General features: G+C 32.8%; 18 protein-coding genes and 1 tRNA gene. 14 read left to right on the forward strand and 5 right to left on the reverse strand.

Going from position 1 to position 20,183, the window contains the following annotated elements; genetic code table 11:
* Positions 1–27: 27 nt before the first annotated feature.
* The gene (locus GFJ94_RS05505; RefSeq protein WP_153200574.1) at positions 28–897 is read left to right on the forward strand and encodes a DMT family transporter; all 870 of its coding nucleotides are present in this window, start codon (positions 28–30) and stop codon (positions 895–897) included.
* Positions 898–945: 48 nt separating this feature from the next.
* Here the strand turns inward: GFJ94_RS05505 and GFJ94_RS05510 are convergent, their stop codons facing one another.
* Positions 946–2,997 carry a pitrilysin family protein gene (locus GFJ94_RS05510; protein WP_153200575.1) on the reverse strand — a complete coding sequence of 684 codons (2,052 nt, stop codon included), beginning with the start codon at positions 2,995–2,997 and terminating at the stop codon, positions 946–948.
* A gap of 12 nt (positions 2,998–3,009) precedes the next feature.
* On the reverse strand, positions 3,010–4,335 hold the full coding sequence (locus GFJ94_RS05515) for a pitrilysin family protein (RefSeq protein ID WP_153200576.1): 1,326 nt from the start codon (positions 4,333–4,335) through the stop codon (positions 3,010–3,012).
* 189 nt (positions 4,336–4,524) lie between these two features.
* Between GFJ94_RS05515 and rplU the strand changes: the two genes are divergently transcribed.
* From rplU to GFJ94_RS05535, 4 genes are all read left to right on the forward strand, one after another.
* Entirely contained in the window at positions 4,525–4,947 is a 423-nt protein-coding gene (gene rplU, locus GFJ94_RS05520; RefSeq protein WP_111567424.1) for a 50S ribosomal protein L21, read from the forward strand.
* A gap of 18 nt (positions 4,948–4,965) precedes the next feature.
* Positions 4,966–5,226 carry a 50S ribosomal protein L27 gene (rpmA, locus tag GFJ94_RS05525; RefSeq protein ID WP_008254927.1) on the forward strand — a complete coding sequence of 87 codons (261 nt, stop codon included), beginning with the start codon at positions 4,966–4,968 and terminating at the stop codon, positions 5,224–5,226.
* Between the two features lie 117 nt (positions 5,227–5,343).
* Positions 5,344–5,425, forward strand: a tRNA-Leu gene (locus tag GFJ94_RS05530).
* A 74-nt stretch (positions 5,426–5,499) separates the two neighbouring features.
* A complete protein-coding gene (locus GFJ94_RS05535) occupies positions 5,500–6,720 on the forward strand; it encodes an NAD(P)/FAD-dependent oxidoreductase (protein WP_153200577.1) in 1,221 nt (406 codons plus the stop codon).
* Here the strand turns inward: GFJ94_RS05535 and GFJ94_RS05540 are convergent, their stop codons facing one another.
* Positions 6,721–7,197 (reverse strand): TspO/MBR family protein, encoded by a 477-nt coding sequence (locus GFJ94_RS05540; RefSeq protein ID WP_153200578.1) that lies wholly within the window; start codon positions 7,195–7,197, stop codon positions 6,721–6,723. It lies immediately after the preceding gene.
* 82 nt (positions 7,198–7,279) lie between these two features.
* Between GFJ94_RS05540 and GFJ94_RS05545 the strand changes: the two genes are divergently transcribed.
* The 7 genes from GFJ94_RS05545 to GFJ94_RS05575 all read left to right on the forward strand — a co-directional run bounded on the left by GFJ94_RS05545 (position 7,280) and on the right by GFJ94_RS05575 (position 12,278).
* Complete coding sequence (locus GFJ94_RS05545) at positions 7,280–8,359, forward strand: diphosphomevalonate/mevalonate 3,5-bisphosphate decarboxylase family protein (RefSeq protein ID WP_153200579.1); 1,080 nt, start codon at positions 7,280–7,282, stop codon at positions 8,357–8,359.
* A 42-nt stretch (positions 8,360–8,401) separates the two neighbouring features.
* Positions 8,402–8,611 carry a hypothetical protein gene (locus tag GFJ94_RS05550; RefSeq protein WP_238989441.1) on the forward strand — a complete coding sequence of 70 codons (210 nt, stop codon included), beginning with the start codon at positions 8,402–8,404 and terminating at the stop codon, positions 8,609–8,611.
* Positions 8,611–8,904 (forward strand): type II toxin-antitoxin system RelE/ParE family toxin, encoded by a 294-nt coding sequence (locus tag GFJ94_RS05555; protein WP_153200580.1) that lies wholly within the window; start codon positions 8,611–8,613, stop codon positions 8,902–8,904. Before GFJ94_RS05550 ends, GFJ94_RS05555 begins: the two co-directional genes overlap by 1 nt.
* Positions 8,905–8,935: 31 nt before the next feature.
* Positions 8,936–9,874, forward strand: coding sequence for a mevalonate kinase (locus GFJ94_RS05560; RefSeq protein WP_153200581.1), 939 nt, complete (start codon positions 8,936–8,938; stop codon positions 9,872–9,874).
* A gap of 86 nt (positions 9,875–9,960) precedes the next feature.
* Positions 9,961–10,881, forward strand: a complete 921-nt coding sequence (locus GFJ94_RS05565; protein ID WP_153200582.1) for a geranylgeranylglycerol-phosphate geranylgeranyltransferase — start codon at positions 9,961–9,963, stop codon at positions 10,879–10,881.
* A 103-nt stretch (positions 10,882–10,984) separates the two neighbouring features.
* Positions 10,985–11,878: a pseudouridine synthase gene (locus GFJ94_RS05570; RefSeq protein WP_153200583.1), complete on the forward strand. Its 894-nt coding sequence runs from the start codon at positions 10,985–10,987 to the stop codon at positions 11,876–11,878.
* Positions 11,879–11,918: 40 nt separating this feature from the next.
* The gene (locus GFJ94_RS05575; protein WP_153200584.1) at positions 11,919–12,278 is read left to right on the forward strand and encodes a nuclear transport factor 2 family protein; all 360 of its coding nucleotides are present in this window, start codon (positions 11,919–11,921) and stop codon (positions 12,276–12,278) included.
* A 1-nt stretch (position 12,279) separates the two neighbouring features.
* On the opposite strand, the gene GFJ94_RS05580 is transcribed toward GFJ94_RS05575, so the two are convergent.
* Entirely contained in the window at positions 12,280–12,627 is a 348-nt protein-coding gene (locus GFJ94_RS05580) for a hypothetical protein (RefSeq protein WP_153200585.1), read from the reverse strand.
* Positions 12,628–12,635: 8 nt separating this feature from the next.
* Positions 12,636–13,637: a tRNA dihydrouridine synthase DusB gene (gene dusB, locus GFJ94_RS05585; RefSeq protein WP_153200586.1), complete on the reverse strand. Its 1,002-nt coding sequence runs from the start codon at positions 13,635–13,637 to the stop codon at positions 12,636–12,638.
* Between the two features lie 329 nt (positions 13,638–13,966).
* Between dusB and lepA the strand changes: the two genes are divergently transcribed.
* Entirely contained in the window at positions 13,967–15,763 is a 1,797-nt protein-coding gene (gene lepA / locus GFJ94_RS05590) for a translation elongation factor 4 (RefSeq protein WP_153200587.1), read from the forward strand.
* 171 nt (positions 15,764–15,934) lie between these two features.
* A complete protein-coding gene (locus tag GFJ94_RS05595; protein WP_153200588.1) occupies positions 15,935–20,149 on the forward strand; it encodes a T9SS type B sorting domain-containing protein in 4,215 nt (1,404 codons plus the stop codon).
* Positions 20,150–20,183 lie beyond the last annotated feature (34 nt).

Genomic DNA, 20,183 nt, shown 5'->3' on the forward strand with positions numbered 1-20,183 from the left:
CTGAATTTTGACGAACAAAACAGCGCTATGGAAAACAATTCAACAAAATGGTATTTATTAGGCTTTTTAGGTTGTGTTTGGGGAAGTTCTTTTATTTTGATGCAATTGGGTTTACAAGGTGTAAATTCGATTCAACTAGGAAGCTTACGTATTTTGTTTGCCGCTATTTTTTTGATTATTGTTGGATTTAGACACATACCTCAAATTCCATTACACAAATGGAAATACATTGCAATAACAGCTTTGTGTGGCACCTTTATTCCAGCGTTTTTGTTTGCTTTTGCACTTTCCAAAATTGATGGCTCTATCAGTTCGATTTTAAATTCGTTAACTCCGTTAAACACTTTATTGGCAGGATTGCTCTTTTTTGGAATGAGCGTTCAACGAAGTCAAGTTTTTGGAGTTATTATTGGATTTATAGGTTGCGTGCTGCTTGTATTGTTTGGCGATGGAGAAAGCACTACTGAAAACTATTATTACGCTATCTTAATTGTAATTGCTTCTATTTTTTATGGAATAAATGTCAACTTAATTAAAAAATACTTATCCGATTTAAAACCATTGACTATTAGTACTGGAAATTTTGTGATTATGTTTATTCCGGCTTTAATCGTTTTATACTTTACAGGATTTTTTGATATTATTCCTGCAACTAAAGTGCAAACATCATTAGGTTTTATTGCCATTTTAGGTATTGTTGGTACCGGATTTTCAAATATTTTATTCTTTAAATTGATTCAATTGTCATCGCCTGTTTTTGCTTCTTCGGTAACTTATATTATTCCCGTTGTTGCTTTTATTTTAGGCTATTTATTTATGAATGAAACGCTATCGTTCATTCAGTTACTTGGTGCTTTAATTGTTTTAATAGGGGTTTACTTTTCGAGTAAAAAATAAAAAAAGCGCCCAATTTCTTGAGCGCTTCCTGAATTCCATGTTTATTTATTATTTGAAATCTGCATCTGTTACACCTTCGTTAATTTTAACTTCTGATGTTATTAATTCGATTTCGATACCAACATTCATAATTGTTTTGTAAGGGAATTTTAATCCTTTTACGTCTTTGTAATCTTGATAGTAAGTAGTTTGCGTCATTTTTTGACCACCTTGCTCTAATTCTTGAGTTTCAGCCACTTTAAATCCAGTTTTTACATCATAGTAGTAAGTAGATTTTCCGTTTTTAATAGCATAGGCATCAGTACCATTAATACTTTCAATTCCAGTTAAAGTTACATCTTTATCTGTTAATAATGATAATTCTTTAAAGTTTCCAGCTAAAGCCTGCATGTCTTTCAATTCTTGATCTTTGAAATCTTTTCTTTGACCTTGTTGAATCATATATGCTTCTTTTTCATTAACCACCTGCTTCATCATAGAATTACCCATAACTTTCATTTCAACACCTAATTTTTTAGAAGCTGTTTTTACTGTTAGATCTAAAGGCATACCTTGAACCGTTCCAGCTGACATGACAGCTAAAGTTTTTACGTTTTTAACTGCTTTTTCTCCACCAATTGCATTGATGTAGTTGTTTAAAACAGTTTGTGCTGTAACTCCTGCAGGAATAGGTTTTTTAACTTCTGGTTTTTCTGTTGGGTTACCATATTTGTCAAAGTAGAAAATAGGTAATTTTTCTCTTTTACTCATTGATTCTAATCCAGGTAAAACATCAGTAGCTTTTCCTACAACAACCACTCTTGTTTTATCAGATAAGAAATATTTATTAGCAGCATTTTTAATATCTTCTGCAGTAACTGCGTTGATATTTTTAATGTAGTTTTCATAGAAATCTTCAGGTAAACCTTGAGTTTCTTTATTTAATGCGTATCCAGCAATAGTAGCAGGTTTTTCAATTTGCATAACAAAGTTACCCACATATTTTGCTTTAGCATTTTTTAAATCTTCTTCTGAAACTAATTCAGTTCTAATTCTTTTTAACTCATTAAAAACTTCAACAATAGCACTGTCAGTTACTACATTTCTAACTGATGATCCTGAACGGAATTTATTGATATATTTTCCTGCTCCTATAGAAGAATAAGCACCATAAGTCCAACCATGTTTTTCACGTAAGTTTAAGAATAATCTCCCTTCACCACCGCCACCTAAAATTTGGTTAGCTAATAAAACGGAGAAATATTCTTTGTCTGTCATTTTTAAATTAGACAAGTTTACTAAAGCAATTTCAGATTGAACAGCATTAGGCACATCAATAAAATTAATTTGACTAAATTGAACATCTTTTGGGTTTGAATAAGTCAAGTGTGGTGCTTTTGCTTTTTTCCATGTACCAAAAAGTCTTTCAACCTCTTTTTTTACTTCCTTTAAAGTAACATCACCAACAATAACCAAATAAGCATTTGCAGGAACAAAATAGGTATTGTAGTTAATAACAATGTCTTCTAAAGTTACATTTTTTAAAGTTTCTTCACTCGTAAATTCTCCTTTATAATGATCTTTACCATAGGTTAAAACATTTTCAACTCTACCAGCAATAGCCGTTACACTTTTCTCGTTAGATTTTAAACCTTCGATTATTTTTGCTTTTTCTTTATCAAATTCTTCTTGAACAAACAATGGATTTAAAGCTCCTTCAGCCATCAATTCCAGAATTCTTTTTGAGTATCTTGATAATCCACTCGCAGAAGCCCCTGAATCCCAAAAATTAATATTAGCTCCTAAAAAGTCAATTTCTTCATTGAAAGAGTTTTTAGAAATATTTTGAGTACCATTTCCAATCATTGCACCTAAGATATCCGAAACTCCCTTTTTTGAGCCTTCTGCATAAGGTGGATTGTCTAATGTTAAATTAAATGAAACTCTAGGTAATTTATGATTTTCTACAACTAAAACTTTCAAACCATTATTAAGCACAAAACTTTGTGGTTTGTTGATGTTAATAGTAGGTGCTGGCCCTGCCTTTGGTTGTGGTCTATCTTGTGCTTGCATAGTTATTGTTAAAAATAAACTGGCTGCTATGTATATAAATTTTTTCATATTCTTCAAATCTTAGTTTTGAGCTTTGTCTTTAGCAGGAACATAATCTAAAATCATTCTTTGGTTTGAGTTTAGATATTTTTTTGCAATGTCTCTAATTTCTTCTCTTGTGATAGAACGATAAATTTCAATTTCTGTATTAATTAAATTGATATCGCCATACAACATATAGTAAGTTGCTAAATTATCAGCAATTCCTTCAACAGAAGCATTATTACTTACGTAGTTGCTTTCAAATTTGTTTTGAAGTTTTTGGAAGTCTTTCTCAGAAATTAATTCGTTTTGCATTTTTAAGATTTCCTCATCAATTTCTTTTAAGATAGATTCCGTAGTATTTTCTCCCATTGGTAAACCATAGATTAAATACATTCCGTAATCTTCTTGACTATAGTTGAAAGCGCCAATTTGTAATGCCATTTTTTTATCGTCTACAATTTTCTTGTATAATTTAGAGCTTTTTCCATCAGAAAGGTAAGCTGAAATCATATCTAAAACTCTAGCATCACGTGTTTTCATTGAAGGAGTTCTGTAAGAAGCCACTAACATTGGAATTTGAATGTTTGGATCTTGCCAAGTTGCTTTAAATTCTTTTGTAATTGGTGCTTCTTCTACTTTACTACGAGTTACTGGAGCTCCTTTTGGAATTGGACTAAAATATTTTTTTACCCATTCTTTTGCTTGAGTTTTGTCAAACTGACCTGCAATTACTAAAACTGCATTGTTTGGCACATAGAACTTTTTATTGAAAGCTAAGAATTCTTCTAAAGTAGCTGCATCTAAATGCTCCATTTCTCCAATGGTTGTCCATTTGTATGGATGTACTTTAAACATGTTTTCTTTAACTGCCTTAATTAAGTTTCCGTAAGGCTGATTGTCAACACGTAATCTTTTTTCTTCTTTAACTACTTCGTTTTGTGTATCAACCCCTTTTTGGTCAATTACAGGATGCATTAATCGTTCTGATTCCATCCAAATAGCTAATTCTAAGTTATTTGAAGGGAAAACTTCATAGTAATACGTTCTGTCATCAGTAGTATTAGCATTATTGTTTCCTCCGTTTGCTGTAACTAATTTAAACCATTCGCCTTTACCTATGTTCTTTGTTCCTTCAAATAAAAGGTGTTCAAAAAAGTGAGCAAAACCAGTACGGTTAGGTTGTTCATCTTTAGCCCCTACGTGATACATTACAGAAGTAATTACCACTGGTGCAGAATTGTCTTGATGAAGCACAACGTGTAATCCGTTGTCTAAATCAAATTCCTCGAATGTTACTTTTTGAGCAGAAGCAGTTCCGCCAAGCATTAGTGCAGTACCCAAAGCCATTAAAGATTTTTTCATACGTTATTAATTTGTTTGATATAATTTTAATTAGACGCAATTTCGAGATATTGTTACAATAATTTGAAATTTTATTCGAGAAATTTTACCGAAATTATAAATTCTATTATTTTTATTGAACAGATAGTTGTTTGGTTTAGAAATTATTGTATATTTGCAACCTTAAAATTTTTAACTAAAATCATTGTTATGTACGCAATCGTAGAGATAGCAGGGCAACAATTCAAAGTAAGCAAAGACCAAAAGGTTTATGTTCACCGTTTAGCTTCAGAAGAAGGAACTAAAGTTTCTTTTGACAAAGTTCTTTTATTAGATGAAAACGGAACAGTAACTTTAGGCGCCCCAGCTGTAGAAGGAGCTTCTGTAGAAGCCAAAGTGTTACAACACTTAAAAGGTGATAAAGTAATCGTTTTCAAAAAGAAAAGAAGAAAAGGTTACAAAAAGAAAAACGGTCACAGACAATCATTCACTCAAATTTTAATTGAAGGAATTGTTGCTGCTGGAGCTAAGAAAAAAGCTGCTAAAAAAGAAGTTGAAGTTGAAGTAACTGAAACTGCTGAAGAAGTTAAGCCAAAAGCTAAAGCGACTAAAAAACCAAAAACTGAAGAATAACATTTAAAATATAACATCATGGCTCACAAGAAAGGTGTCGGTAGTTCGAAGAATGGTAGAGAATCAGAATCGAAACGTTTAGGCGTAAAGATTTATGGTGGTCAAGCTGCTATTGCTGGAAACATCATTGTTAGACAAAGAGGTTCTAAGCACAACCCAGGTGAAAATGTTTACATGGGAAAAGATCATACTTTACATGCTAAAGTTGATGGAGTTGTAAAATTCCAGAAAAAAGCGGAAAACAAATCATATGTATCTGTAGTTCCGTTTGAAGCTTAATAATCCTATTTAGCAACATATTAAAAACCTCTCAAAATGAGAGGTTTTTTTATTAAAATAAATTTGGTTTGTGTTTGCATATTTAATGCAATTACTTATATTTGCACTCCAATTGTCGCGGGTATGGTGAAATTGGTAGACACGCCAGACTTAGGATCTGGTGCCGCAAGGTGTGAAGGTTCGAGTCCTTTTACCCGCACAAAAAGCTCTAACGAAAGTTGGAGCTTTTTTATTTTAAAATAACTACTTTTATTTAAAATTAAAACAAATCATTTGAACTCAAAATACGACATCATAATTATTGGCGGTGGCGCTGCCGGATTTTTCACTGCAATCAACATTGTAGAGAAAAACCCAAACTTAAAAGTGGCTATTCTTGAAAGAGGAAAAAGTGTATTAGAAAAAGTACGCATTTCGGGTGGTGGGCGATGCAATGTTACACATGCGTGTTTTGTGCCAAATGATTTAGTAAAATTTTATCCGCGTGGCGAGCGCGAGTTAAAAGGACCATTTCATCAATTTTGTTCAGGTGATACGATTGAATGGTTCGAAAAACATGGAGTAGAACTTAAAATTGAAGACGATGGAAGGATGTTTCCTGTTTCTAATTCGTCACAAACGATAATTGATTGTTTTCAAGAAGCGGTGAAAAAGCTGAAGATTGATGTTTTAACCAATCATAGTGTTCAGGAATTGTACAAAACGGATTCGCATTGGAAAGTAACCACAACTCAAGAAGTTTTTACTTGCGAAAAAATAGTAATGGCTTCTGGAAGTAATCCAAAAATCTGGGAATTGTTACTAAATCTCGGTCATTCGGTCATCGAACCAGTTCCTTCGTTGTTTACTTTTAACATCAAAGACCCACGAATTAAAGATTTAATGGGGCTTTCTGCAGTTGCTTCAGTAAAGGTTAAGAAATCCAAACTAGAAGCGTCTGGACCTTTGTTAATTACGCATTGGGGCATGAGCGGACCTGGAATTTTAAGACTTTCAGCTTGGGGAGCAAGAGAACTAGCTGAAAAAAAGTATCAATTTGCTATTCAAGTCAATTGGTTAAACGAAACAACTTTTGAAGAAGCGTTAGATTTGTTGAAAGACATCAAAGAAGAAAACGCCAAAAAATTAGTTTCAAAATACGCACATTTTGAATTACCAAAACGCCTTTGGGAAAACCTCGTAAATGCAGCTGGAATTTCAGACGAATTAAAATGGGCTGATATAAATAAAAAACAATTGAATTCGTTAATTGAACAACTTACGAATGGCGAATTTCACGTAAACGGAAAAAGCACTTTCAAAGAAGAATTTGTAACCGCAGGTGGAATTGACTTAAAAGAAGTGAATTTCAAAACTATGGAAAGCAAAATTTTACCAAATGTTTATTTTGCAGGAGAAATTTTAAACATAGATGCTATAACAGGCGGATTCAACTTCCAAAATGCATGGACAGGCGGATTTATTGTAGCAAATTCTATTGCTGAAACAAATTAATTATCTATTCAGCCAATAAATACTCCCATTTAAAATAGTGGCAAAGCCTACCCAAGCTAAATACGGAATCAATAAATAGGATGCTTTTTTGTCAATTTGTTTGAAAACATGATAGGTTTCATAAATAATTAACCAAAGCAATATAATTTCAATTAATGCCAACAAAATATTGTTCAATCCAAAGAATAAATACGACCACAAGGCATTTAAAAGCAATTGAATAGTAAAAAATAACAACCCTTTTTTTACTAATTCTTTGTTTGATTCTAGTTTGTTCCAAATCATTCCTGCAGCAATTCCCATCATAATGAAAAGCATCGTCCAAACGGGTGCAAAAACCCAATTTGGCGGATTAAAACTAGGCTTTTTGATTTCTGGATACCAAGTGGTAATGCTCGATTGCGTTACGTTGCTCGACAAGTAACCAACAGCTAAACAGATGGCAACGCAATATATTATTTTGAGATATTTGTTCATAATTTTAATTTTAAAGGCAAATTAACGAAATATCAAGAGAACAAATCAATCAAAATCGGTATTTTTGTCAAAATTTTAAGCCATGCTTACCGAAAAAGATTTTATTTCAACAACATATAATTCCATTGAATCGGCTAATTTTGAATGGAGTGCGCCTAGTAATATTGCATTAGTGAAATATTGGGGAAAAAAGGAAAACCAAATTCCGGCAAATCCATCGATAAGTTTTACGTTAAACAATTGCAAAACAATTACGAAATTAGAAGTAGTAAAAAAATTGGATAGCAATAGTTTTTCATTCGATTTGTTATTTGAAGGAAAACCAAAAGAAGATTTTAAACCAAAAATTCAAAAGTTCTTCGAAAGAATAGAGCAATATTGTCCGTTTTTGAAGGAATATCATTTCAAAATTGATACTCAAAATACGTTTCCTCACAGTTCAGGAATTGCTTCTTCGGCATCCGGAATGGCAGCTTTAGCAATGAATATTATGAGTTTGGAAAAAGCTATTAATCCAACTATTTCTGACGAATATTTATATTCAAAAGCTTCTTTTTTAGCTCGATTAGGAAGTGGAAGTGCTTGTAGAAGTATTAAAGGGGAAGTAGTGGTTTGGGGCAATCATGCAGAAATTAATGGTAGTTCAGATTTGTTTGGTGTGGAATTTTCAGAAATCCATTCCAACTTTAAAAACTATCAAGACACAATTTTGTTAGTCGATAAAGGTGAAAAGCAAGTTTCGAGTACGGTTGGGCACGATTTAATGCATAATCATCCCTATGCGGAAAGACGTTTTGCTCAAGCGCACGAAAATTTATCAAGTATAAAAGCAATTTTATCTACTGGAAATATAGCAGAATTCATCAAAATTGTAGAAAGCGAAGCCTTGACTTTACATGCTATGATGATGACTTCAATGCCTTATTTTATTTTAATGAAACCAAACACCTTAGAAATCATTAATAAAATTTGGAAATTCAGAAATGAGACTCAAATTCCAGTTTGTTTTACTTTAGATGCAGGTGCAAATGTGCACGTTTTGTATCCTGAAAATGTGAAACAAAAAGTATTGCAATTTATTCAAGATGAATTGGTTGAGTTTTGTCAAAAAGGACATTATATTTGTGATGAAATCGGCAAAGGAGCAAATCGATTGAAATAATTTGTATATTTACCATAGATTTTGATGAAAATGGACATTCGATTGGAAAAATTAGAGCTAATGAAATTGCTGATGGAAACAGAAAATCCCTCAGTAATAAAGGCTATTAGAAAAATTTTTCAAAAAGAAGAGAAAGATTGGTGGGATGATTTAACTGAAGAGCAACAAAACATTCTAAACGAATCAATGGAGCAATATGAAAAGGGAGAGTTTTCTTCTTTTGAAGATTTTATCAAGCCACATTTGAAATAATGAGAGAAATTGTAATAACGCCAAGAGCTCAAAATGAATTGAATCAGCTTTTTGAATATTTGGTGTTAAAATGGAATTTGAAAGTTAAAGATGATTTTGTGAATAAGCTACATTTAGTTTTGAAAATTGTAGCAAAAAGTCCAGAATCATTTCCTGTTTCAAGTAAAAATGTTAAATTTAGAAAGTGTGTGGTTACAAAACAGAATACACTTTTTTATCATTATAATGAAAAGCATATTGTAGTGGTTGCTGTTTTCGACACAAGACAAAACCCAAAGAAATTAAAAATCTGATTACTATAAACTGTAAACTGAACACTAAAAAATGAAAGGACCACTTTTTTACTCAAAAATATTACTTTTCGGAGAATATGGAATTATCCAAGATTCGAAAGGACTTTCAATTCCTTATAACTTCTATAATGGTGCTTTAAAGAAAGATGAAAATCTTTCGGAAAGTGCAATTAAATCAAACGAAAGTTTAAAGAAATTTGTTGATTATTTAGAACAATTGCAAGCAGAACAACCTGAATTGGTTACTTTCAATTTAGAGTTTTTACAACAAGACGTAAACAGCGGAATGTATTTTGACTCGAGTATTCCACAAGGATACGGAGTAGGAAGTAGCGGAGCATTAGTAGCAGCGATTTACGATAAATATGCGAATGATAAAATCACGGTTTTAGAGAATTTAACGCGTGAAAAATTATTGCAATTAAAAACGATTTTTTCTCAAATGGAATCTTTTTTTCATGGAAAAAGTTCAGGTTTAGATCCATTAAACAGTTATTTAAGTATTCCTATTTTAATCAACTCGAAAGATAATATTGAAGCAACCGGAATTCCAACACAAAGCACACAAGGAAAAGGTGCGGTTTTCTTAATCGATTCAGGAATTGTGGGTGAAACAGCTCCAATGGTTTCTATCTTTATGGAAAACTTAAAAGATAATGGTTTCCGAACTATGCTTAAATCACAATTTATAAAATATACCGATGCTTGTGTGGAAAATTTCTTGCATGGCGACGTAAAATCGTTATTAGAAAACACCAAGCAATTATCAAAAGTAGTGTTGAACAACTTCAAGCCAATGATTCCTGAGCAGTTTCATCAAATTTGGCAAAAAGGAATCGATACTAACGACTACTATTTGAAATTATGTGGTTCTGGCGGTGGCGGTTATATTTTAGGGTTTACTCAAGATTTAGACAAAGCAAAAGCGTCATTAAAAGACTATAAATTAGAAGTAGTTTATAATTTTTAGAATGGTAATTGGTCATCGGTAATTGGTCATCGACTTTAAAGTCTTTTTCCATTACCTATCGCCCATAACCCATAACCCAAAAAGAAATGCTTACTCGCAAGTCCAAATTAGTCCTTATTAAAATTTTCAGCTTTTTCTCTGTGATTAGAGGATATAATATTTGGGTGATTGCATTGGCTCAATATCTTTCCGCTATATTTATTTTGGCTCCCGAGAAAAGAGCATTAGATATTATTCTAGATTGGCGCTTGTTTTTAATTGTAGTTGCTTCTACTTTAACTATAGCTTCGGGTTATATTATCAATAACTTTTACGATGCCAAAAAAGACTTAATTAATCGCCCTAAAAAAGCCATGATTGACCGTTTGGTGCGCCAAGAAACCAAGCTAAAAGTTTATTTTACGATTAATTTCATTGTGGCTCTGTTGATGTTTTTCATTTCATGGCGAGCAGTTTTATTTTTCTCAGCTTATATTTTTCTCATTTGGTTTTATTCACACAAGTTGAAAAAAATGTTTTTGATTGGAAACTTTACTGCTTCAATATTAGCAGTTTTGCCATTTTTTGGAATTTTAATGTATTACAAAAACTTTTATGAAGTCATTTTTGCGCATGCAACGTTTTTGTTTTTATTAATATTAATTCGAGAATTAATTAAAGATTTAGAAAATGTAGAAGGCGATTTAATAACCGATTATAAAACAATTCCCGTTGTTTTTGGTGATAAAATGGCAAAATCAATCATTTCAATTTTAGCAATTTCAACTTTAATTCCTGTTTACTTTCTTGTTGAAATCTACGATGTGGGTTACATGGATATTTATTTTTATTTAAGTCTAATTACCTTATTGTTTTTTGCATTGCAATTGTGGAAAGCAACCTCAAAATCAGAATATTTAAAGCTGCATTTTTTGCTGAAATTCATTATAGTTGCAGGCGTTTTCTGTATCGTTTTAATAGAGCCATCAGTATTAATTCACGGAAAAAAATTGATTTTAACGCCTTAATTTTAAATAATTACATTAGGCACAACTCCTTTTTGTTATTTAAAAAACTAAAGTAGTCGTTTCAATTTATTAGTTATATCTTTGCAAAAATTTGTTTATAATTATGTCACGTCAAGGTAACGATAAAAGCCGTCCGGGTTCTGCAAGGCAGGGAGGATACAAAAAAGGTAGCAATTCAAGAGGTAATGCGCCAATTCGCAAGGCTCCTTCTAAATTCGCAACAAAACCTGAAGCTGCTCAAGAAGCTGCAAAGGCACCAAAATCTCCAAAGAAACCTTCTAATCCAGATGAAATTCGTTTAAATCGTTACATTTCTAATTCGGGAATGTGTAGCCGTAGAGATGCGGATATTTACATTCAGAGTGGAAATGTAAAAGTAAACGGTGAAGTAATTACCGAAATGGGTTATCGAGTTAAATTAACAGATTCGGTTCAGTTTGATGGTGTGAATATTACACCTGAAAAGAAAGAATATATTTTATTAAATAAGCCTAAAAACTTTTCAACTGCTGGCGATGATTCTGCCGGTTCTGCCAATGTGTTAGATTTAGTAAGAAATGCTACTAAAGCTAACTTAATGCCTGTTGGAAGAATGGATAAAACAACAACAGGATTGTTGTTGTTTACAAATGATACCGAAATTGTTCAGAAATTTACAGTTCCTAATCAACGTTCTTCAAAAGTGTATCAGGTAACTTTAGATAAGAATTTAAAATTTGAAGATTTAGAAAAAATCCAAAATGGATTAACAATTGAAGAGCATAAAGTTTTTGTTGAAGAAGTAACATATATTGAAGACCAACCAAAAAGCGAAATTGGTATAAAAATGAAAACTTCAAACGTAAAAGTGGTTCGTAAAATTTTCGAACATTTTAAATATGACGTTTTAAAAGTAGACCGTGTTACTTTTGCAGGATTAACTAAGAAAAACTTACCAAGAGGTGATTGGAGATTCTTAACAGAACAAGAAATCATCAATATAAAAAACACAAAATAATTCATAAGCCGCAACCAAAATTTGCGGCTCTATTTTTACTATGTCTAATCAATTACAACAAATTGCCATCCGCTGGTTCGATGCTTTTAATTCAAAGAATTTAGAAAACTTATTGGCGTTGTATGATGACGATGCCCAACATTTTAGTCCGAAATTAAAAATTCGTCAGCCTGAAACTAATGGTTTAATTATTGGAAAAGAAGCCATGCGCGTTTGGTGGCAAGATGCTTTTGATAGATTACCAACACTTCATTACAAAGTAACTTCGTTAACCGCTAACACTGACCGAGTTTTTATGGAATACACACGTCAAGTAGCAGGTGAAGCTGATATGTTAGTAGCCGAAGTTTTAGAAATTAAAGAAGGGAAGATTGTGTTTTCTAGGGTGTATCATGGGTAGGTTATTTATCGATTTTTGAAATCAACAATGTGTCTAAAATCCACTTTTTTTCATGATTTTCTTTGATAAATGCGATAACGTAAGCTTCTCCTTTTGATCCTATCACGTTAGTTTCTATTTGAGCTGAATTTAAACCATTTTTCCATTGAATTCCTCCTTTTGGAAACGAGCCAAAATCTTTAACTTCACCAATTTTAGATTTTAGACTTGGATCTTCTTTGATGAATTTTTTTGCAATTACATATTCCGTGGAATTTGATATTTTAATATAATTTCCAACGGCAATTATTAATTTTAAAGAGAAAATAATAATTATAACATAAATAATAATTTTAATTAGTTTTTTCATCTTTAGGTTTAGTTAAATTCTCCAAAAACATAATCCGCATACACCTGCTCAATCTCCGTAAAAACATCTAATAATTGATTAATACCATCTGTGGTAACCAATTTTTGTTTGTATTCTTTAAAACCGTGAATGCCTTTGAAATAATTGGTATAATGACGACGCATTTCGTTGATGCCTAAACGTTCGCCTTTCCATTCGATACTCCAAATTAAGTGGTTTCTTGCAGCTTCAATTCGGTCATTCATACTTGGTGGTGCTAATTTTTCTCCTGTGGCAAAATAATGTTTAATTTCATTAAAAATCCACGGATAACCAATCGCAGCACGACCAATCATCATACCGTCTAAACCGTATTTATTTTTGTATTCCAATGCTTTTTCAGGTGAATCGATATCGCCATTTCCAAAAATCGGCATTGTAATTCTTGGATTATTTTTTACTCGTTCAATATGACTCCAATCCGAATGACCTTTGTACATTTGAGCACGTGTTCTAGCATGAACCGTTAAGGCTTGCACACCAATGTCTTGCAAACGTTCGGCAACTTCATCAATGTTTATAGAGCTTTCATCCCAACCTAAGCGTGTTTTCACGGTAACAGGCAAACTAGTGCCTTTAATAACCGCTTTTGTTAATCGCACCATTAAATCTACATCTTTTAAAACGCCTGCTCCAGCACCTTTACAAACTACTTTCTTTACAGGACAACCAAAATTGATGTCTACCAAATCAGGTTGAACAGCATCCACAATTCTTGATGACATTTCCATAGCTTCTTCGTCGCCGCCAAAAATTTGAATTCCTACGGGGCGTTCGTAATCAAAAATATCTAGTTTTTGCTTACTTTTCATAGCATCACGAATTAATCCTTCCGAAGAAATAAATTCAGAATACATTAAATCAGCGCCATGTAATTTGCATAAACGACGAAATGGTGGGTCACTCACGTCTTCCATTGGGGCTAATAATAAAGGAAAATCGGGTAGTATGATGTTACCAATTTTAGGCATAATGCTTCAATTTTTTTGCAAAAATACGACAAGATTTTTTAATTATTGTTTTTTTAAGTTTTTACCACATAGAAGCATAGTTGATTTGGATTGAAAAATAGAAGCTTCGCTTTAAGATAGTTTATGTAGGTTTTTAAGATTACATCAGCCTATGTGCGTATGCAAATACTATGAATTCCTCTAGCCTTTATTAAAATTCTATGTTTCTATGTGGTTTGCATTCTTTTTTGAAATTTGGAGTTGCTTTTTGTTGATATACAATCAAAACTTTAGCTTATATTTGCAGATTAAATACACTTGTATTTTACAAAAATTGATAGCATTAGAAGATGAAGAAAATAAGAAATTTTTGCATTATTGCGCACATCGACCATGGCAAAAGTACTTTGGCTGATCGTTTATTAGGAGCTACACAAACCGTAACAGCTCGTGAAGAAAAAGCGCAATTATTAGATAATATGGATTTGGAACGTGAACGTGGTATTACCATAAAAAGTCACGCTATTCAAATGGAATATACCTACAAAGGGGAAGATTATATTTTAAACTTAATAGACACTCCAGGTCACGTAGATTTTTCTTACGAAGTTTCGCGTTCTATTGCAGCTTGTGAAGGGGCGTTATTAATTGTAGATGCTGCACAAAGTATTCAAGCTCAAACCATTTCAAATTTATATTTGGCTTTAGAGAATGACTTGGAAATTATTCCGGTTTTAAATAAAGTTGATTTACCAAGCGCTAATCCTGAAGAAGTTAGTGATGATATTATTGATTTATTAGGATGTAAATTAGAAGATATTATTCACGCTTCTGGAAAAACAGGTTTTGGAGTTGAAAACATTTTAGCTGCAATTATTGAGAAAATTCCTGCTCCTAAAGGAGATAAAGATGAGCCATTACAAGCATTAATATTTGATTCACATTACAATCCATTTAGAGGAATTGAAGTAATTTTTCGTGTAATTAATGGAGAAATTAAAAAAGGCCAAAAAATTAAATTCATGGCCACTGGCAATGAGTATTTTGCGGATGAAGTAGGAACATTGAAATTGAATCAAGTTCCAAAAAGTGTTATTTCTACTGGTGATGTTGGTTATTTAGTTTCTGGAATAAAAGAAGCTAAAGAGGTAAAAGTAGGAGATACTATTACCGATGCAAAAACACCAACTACCAATATGATTACAGGTTTTGAAGATGTAAAACCAATGGTATTTGCGGGAATCTACCCTGTTGATACAGAAGATTATGAAGATTTACGCGCTTCAATGGAAAAACTTCAGCTAAATGATGCTTCTTTAGTGTTTGCTGCGGAGAGTTCGGCGGCATTAGGATTTGGTTTCCGTTGTGGATTCTTAGGAATGCTTCACATGGAAATTATCCAAGAGCGTTTAGAGCGTGAGTTTGATATGACCGTAATTACTACTGTTCCTAACGTTTCGTATCATGCGTACACTAAAAAAGAACCGGATACTATTTTAATTGTAAATAATCCTTCTGATTTACCTGAACCATCTAAATTAGATAGAGTAGAAGAGCCATATATCAAAGCAACGATCATTACAAAATCGGATTTTGTTGGAAACGTAATGAGTTTATGTATTGAAAAACGTGGTCAAATTACTAATCAGACCTATTTAACAACTGAGCGTGTTGAGTTAAATTTTGATATGCCGTTAGCGGAAATTGTATTCGATTTTTACGACCGATTAAAAACAGTTTCTAAAGGATATGCTTCTTTTGATTATCATCCAATAGGAATGCGTGAATCAAAATTAGTTCGTTTAGATGTATTATTAAATGCACAACCAGTAGATGCACTTTCTGCATTAATTCATGAAAGTAATGCTTACTATATAGGTAAAAAAATGTGTGAAAAACTAAAAGAGTTAATCCCAAGACAACAGTTTGATATTCCTATTCAAGCAGCAATTGGGGCAAAAGTAATAGCACGTGAAACGATTAAAGCCTTACGAAAAGATGTTACCGCTAAATGTTATGGTGGAGATATTTCTCGTAAGCGTAAATTATTAGAAAAACAGAAAAAAGGTAAAAAACGTATGCGCCAAGTAGGAAACGTAGAAATTCCGCAAGAAGCGTTTATGGCAGTGTTGAAATTAAATGATTAACAAATAATCAATAAATTGTAAAAAAGTTTGAATTTTTATTAACATTCAAACTTTTTTAATTTAAAATATTCTGTTTTTATCTTTTTTCATTACATTTATATCAATGTTTTATAATCTAATAGAATCTTGAAATATCTACTACTAATATCCGCCTTTATATACTCAAATTGTTTGTTTTCACAAGCTATAACAGTTGATAATACTACAAATTCGCCTGCTCAGTTAGTTGATTTGTTACTAGGAAATTCATGTGTTGAAGTCTCTAATATATCGGTTTCTTCCACACAGTCTGTTGCTTATTTTAATCAAAATGGTTCTACTTTTCCTATTTCGGAAGGAATTATAATTAGAAATGGCATTGCAACTCATACGCAAGGTCCATACACCGGTGTTAATTTGAGTAGCAGTGTTAATTCGCCTGGCGATCCATTTTTACAGAGTTTAAGTGATAGCAATGGTGGTGCAAGTCCAATAGTAGATGCCGAATATTTAGAGTTTGATTTTATTCCTCTTTCAAATAGTTTTAGTTTTAACTTTTTATTTGCTTCAAACGAGTACGGTTTTTATCAATGCGAATTTAGTGATGTTTTTGCGTTTGAATTAACAAATTTAACTTCAGGAGTTTCAAATAATTTAGCTGTAATTCCCGGAACAAATACACCTGTTTCTGTTACTACGATAAGAAATAGTATTTATAATGACCCATCTAGTCCTAATAATAGTTGTGCTTCTGTAAACCCAACTTTTTTCGGAATTTATAATGTGCCAAATCCAACTTCTTCACTTAATATGCGAGGACAAACAGTAGTAATGAATGCTTCTTCTGTTGTTGTTCCAAACACGCCATATAGAATTCGTTTAATAATTGGCGATTATGGTAATTCGGGTTTTGATTCTGCTGTGTTTATTGCTGCTGGAAGTTTTTCAACAACTTTAGATTTGGGTCCAGATCAAATTATTTGTACAGGAGATACGGTTCAACTAAATACTAATTTAGATAATACATTTACTTATACTTGGTATGAAAATGGATTTCCAATTCCTGGGGTAACGAATCCTTCTTACACCGTTACTCATGCTGGAACTTATACAGTTGAAGCAGTAAGAGGAACATGTACGATTACAGATACTATTGTGTTTACCGATTTAGTAGTTACAAATCCTCCCAATTTATTAACTTGTAATACGGGTGCCGCTTCTTATAATTTCAATTTAACAACTAATGATGAAGTAGCTTTAGGAATAGATTCGGCTACTTACGATGTTTTTTATTATGAAACGCCTGCTGATATTGTAGCGAATAATCCAATTCCAAATGGAAATTTAACTTCTTACTCGAGTTCTGGAGGACAAACAATCTTTATCAAAATATTCAATACAATTTCAGGAAATTTTTGTGATGCAGAATATCCTTTTGATTTAATTGTAACAGATGTAGTAGTTGCAACATCACCAAGTCCAATTTCAGTTTGTGAAACACAAGGTGGAACAAATTATACGTTTACAACGACTACGACAGATGAAGTGTTGAATGGTCAATCGCCAGCAAATTATAATGTTACTTATTATAATTCTGTTGGAGAAGCTTCCTCGGGAACAAATCCTATAACTTTTATTACAATTCCAAACGGAACGACTACAGTTACTGTTGGAATCCGAATTCAAGACAATTCAAATCCAATTTGTTTTGATGTTACTTCTCTGACGATTACGGTTAATCCGCTACCAGTTGTAGATGATATTCCAGATCCAATTGAATGTAGTCAATTTACATTGCCAGTTATTGTGAATGGAACGTATTATCTGTTGCCAGGCGGACCAACAACACCTGGGCAAGTACAATTTAATATTGGAGATATTTTAGTAGATGGAGGAACGTATTATATTTTTGCGGGTCCAGATGCAAATGGTTGTACAAATGAAGAGAGTTTTAATCTGACTTTAATTAACGAATATGTTCCACAGTTAGACCATTGTGGTAGATTTATTGTACCTACACCACCAGAAAATATTGGGAATTATTACACACAACCAGGAGGACCTTCAGGAACTGGAGTTATTGTTCCAGCAGGAACAGAATATTTGAATACAACAGCCGCAACTTTTACAGAGACTTTATATTATTATGCAGAAGTAAATGGAGTGTTTTGTAGAGATGACCAATTTATTTTCTACATTCATCCATTGCCATTAGCAAATGATCCTGCAGATGTTGTGAGTTGTGATAATTATATTTTACCTGCATTAGTAAATGGTAATTATTTTTCTGGGCCAAATGGCTCAGGAACTCCTTTATTTGCGGGTGATGTAATAAGTGTATCCGGACCTAATTTCCCAGGTACGTATTACGTTTACAATCAGTTGGCTCATACAACAAGTTCAGGAGCGCCAGGAAGTTGTCCTTTAGAAAATCCATTTTTGATTGATTTGGTAGATACTTCTGTTTTTACTGCGGTTTCAGGTTGTGGTGTTTACACATTGCCTGCCGTTCCATTCGGAGGATATTTTACAGCACCTAATGGTGGAGGCACTCCAATTATAGATTTGAATATTACTTCTTCACAAGTTGTATATTATTTTACAAATACAACAACGTTACCTAATTGTACTTCTAACTTGAATTATAACATCACAATTCATCCATTACCACCTGTAGATACAATCGTAAGTGATGTTTATTGTGGTGAATTTGTTTTACCTGTTTTAACGAATAGTACCTACTATACTTTATCTGGTGGTCCAACAGTAATTGGCCAACAACAATTAAATGCTGGCGAAATAATTGATTTAACAGGATTAAATTTATCGCCTGGAACCTATTATATTTACAACGGACCCGATGCTAATAACTGCGAAAACGAATCTAGTTTTACGATTTCTTTGGATCCATTTCCACCTGCTGATAACGTTACAGGTAGAACAGAATGCTTGCCTTATACGATAGGAACAATTACAAACGGAACAGTTTATACGGCGCCTGGTGGGCCAAGTGGAGGAGGAACAGTGGTTTCTTCAACCCAAGTTTTTGATACTACTCAAACTTTCTATTTGTATAATATTGATACTACAACAGGTTGTGAAATCAATCGTCCTTTTACCATTACATACAGCGGTATTAATTTGCCTGATTATATTGCTCCACCATTATGTGAGTTTGATAATTATCAATTGCCACCATTAACACACGTAGCGCCAACACCCTTTAATTATACGATAGGATATTTTTATAATCCAAATGGAGTAAATCCTGTGCCGCCAGGAACTATTTTTAATACACCAAATACAACTACAACAATTTATGTGTACGCAGTAAATGGAGATCGAACTATTTGTACACAAGAAGATAGTTTTGATATTGTAGTTTCCGAAACACCTAACTTAGCTACTTTGGGCTTGGTTTTCGATAATGAAGAATGCGGAACCTATGTGTTGCCAACATTGCCAACAACAACTTATAACATTGGTTATTATTCACAATCAGGTGGAAATGCTGCTGATTTGATTACGAATTTGAATATTTCAGCTCCAGGAACCTATACGTATTATGTGTATGCTTCGGCTATTGGTAATCCAAATTGTAATGATGAAATTTCATTTACTTTCACAGTTCATCCATTGTTAGATAATCCGATTCAAGGAGGAATTATTTGTGTAGATTCTCAAACGGGTGATGTATTAAGAACATTTACTATGAATTCTGGTCTAAATCCTGCATTTTTTACCGTGAATTGGTATTTAAATGGGACTTTGATGGGAACGGGACCAAGTTATACCGCTTCGCAAGCAGGTGTTTATACGGTTGAATTTATAAAACTTACACCAGATGTAGGAGCCAATTGTAACTATAACACAACTACTGTAACTATTACTCAGTCAGGTCCAGCTGTTGCTGATTTTACGGTGAGTACTCCGTTTGAAAATAACACCTTTATCACTGTAAATTTAACGGGTGGATTTGGAGATTATCTGTATCAATTGGTTTATCCGGATGGAAGTGTAACCGAATATCAATCAAGTAATGTGTTTACTAATTTGCCAACAGGTGAATACTACGTAAATATTTATGATATTTTAGGAGGATGTTCTCCAACAATTGTAGGTCCAATTTACATCATCAATTATCCAAATTATTTCACTCCAAATGGAGATGGAGTTAACGACAATTGGAACATTTGGGATTTAAGTCATCAGCCAGATGCGGTGATTAATATTTTTGATCGTTACGGAAAATTCTTAAAACAAATGTCGCCTGCGAGTTCAGGTTGGGACGGAACATACAATGGTGAAGCATTGCCATCTACCGATTATTGGTTTACAGTAGAGTACTTGCCTCAGAATGGTACGACAAAACAAATTTTTAAAGCGCATTTTTCTCTGAAGCGATAAATTTATTAACATTAACAATTGACTGATTTTCTTT

This window comes from Flavobacterium sp. LMO8 (assembly GCF_009495755.1).
Taxonomy (GTDB): Bacteria; Bacteroidota; Bacteroidia; order Flavobacteriales; family Flavobacteriaceae; genus Flavobacterium.